The sequence below is a fragment of the Vibrio sp. D417a genome (assembly GCF_030248595.1).
Taxonomy (GTDB): Bacteria; Pseudomonadota; Gammaproteobacteria; order Enterobacterales; family Vibrionaceae; genus Vibrio; species Vibrio alginolyticus.
In genome coordinates this window covers 1-1,555 of sequence record NZ_JAHGAM010000064.1, presented here as the reverse complement: position 1 = coordinate 1,555, position 1,555 = coordinate 1, and the positions used below count along the sequence as shown (strand labels likewise).

General features: G+C 49.3%; 1 pseudogene. It reads left to right on the top strand.

The features are described 5' to 3' along the window. Positions 1-1,555, top strand: a pseudogene (locus KI742_RS23465) (hypothetical protein); the annotation flags it as partial.

Here is a 1,555-nt window from a genome sequence, read left to right as displayed (position 1 = left end):
GTGAATACCGATGGCTCTTACAACTTCACGCTTGAAGGTCCAATCGACCACGCGGTAGATAGCGATGAGCTGACACTCAACTTCCCAATCATCGCAACAGACTTTGATGGTGATGTAACAAACGCCACGATCCCTGTGACGATTGTGGACGATAAGCCAGTTATTACTGACGTAGACGCAATCACGGTTGATGAAGATGACCTAGCCTCAATTGGCTCAGACCAAAGCAACCCGATTTCTATTGATGGTAACTTCACCACTACACAAGGCTCTGACCGAGTAGTGAGCTACCAACTCGATGGCACATCAACACCAGTTGACGGTTTAACCTCGCAAGGTGTGGCTGTCACGCTAACAGAAACTGCAAATGGTGATGGCAGTTTTACCTACGAAGCAACAGCGGGCTCTGAAGCGGTCTTTACGCTGACAGTGAATACTGATGGCTCTTATAACTTTACGCTAGAAGGGCCAATTGATCACGCGGTTGATAGTGATGAGCTGACACTGAACTTCCCAATTATCGCAACCGACTTTGATGGCGATACCGTTACGGAAACCATTCCAGTCACGATTGTTGATGATGTACCGACCATCACAGCGGTGGATGCGTTAAGTGTCGATGAAGATGACCTTAGCGGTGTGGGTTCCGACCCTGGCGGCGATCTGTTCGTTGAAGGTGCGTTTACCACCACTCAAGGTTCTGACCGAGTGGTGAGCTATCAACTGGATTCAACGGCTGATCCTGTTGCGGGGCTAACGTCTCAAGGTGAGGCGATTACCTTGGTGGAAACCGCGAATGGCGACGGCAGCTTTACTTATGTTGCGACCGCTGACGGCAATCCAGTCTTCACGTTGAATGTAGCAACAGATGGTACATACGACTTTACGCTGCAAGGCCCGATTGACCATGCAGCTAACAGCGACAGCTTGACGATTGATTTCCCAATTATTGCCACCGATTTTGATGGTGATACGACTTCGGCAAGCATTCCAGTCACGATCACGGATGATGCACCAATCATCGATAATGTTGTGCCTCTGGCTGTAGACGAAGATGATTTATCAGGCATTGGCTCAGACCAAACTGATGCTGTGTTTGTTGAAGGCGCGTTTACGACTACTCAAGGTTCAGACCGTGTGGTGAGCTACCAACTTGATTCAACGGCTGATCCTGTTTCGGGGCTAACCTCCCAAGGTGAGCCAGTTACTCTGGTAGAGACTGCGAATGCTGATGGCAGCTTTACTTACGTGGCTACCGCGGATGGCAATCCTGTCTTCACCATGAACGTGAATGCTGATGGCACATACAATTTCCGTCTGGAAGGGCCGGTCGATCACGCGTTAAACGGCGATGAATTAGTACTGAACTTCCCAATCATTGCAACAGACTTTGACGGCGATACGACGACCGCGACCATTCCTGTCACGATTACTGATGACGTTCCAACCATTGACAATGTTGTTCCACTAACAGTAGACGAAGATGATCTCGCCTCAATTGGCTCAGACCAAAACGATGATGCGTTCATGTCGGGTTCTTTCACCACAACTGAAG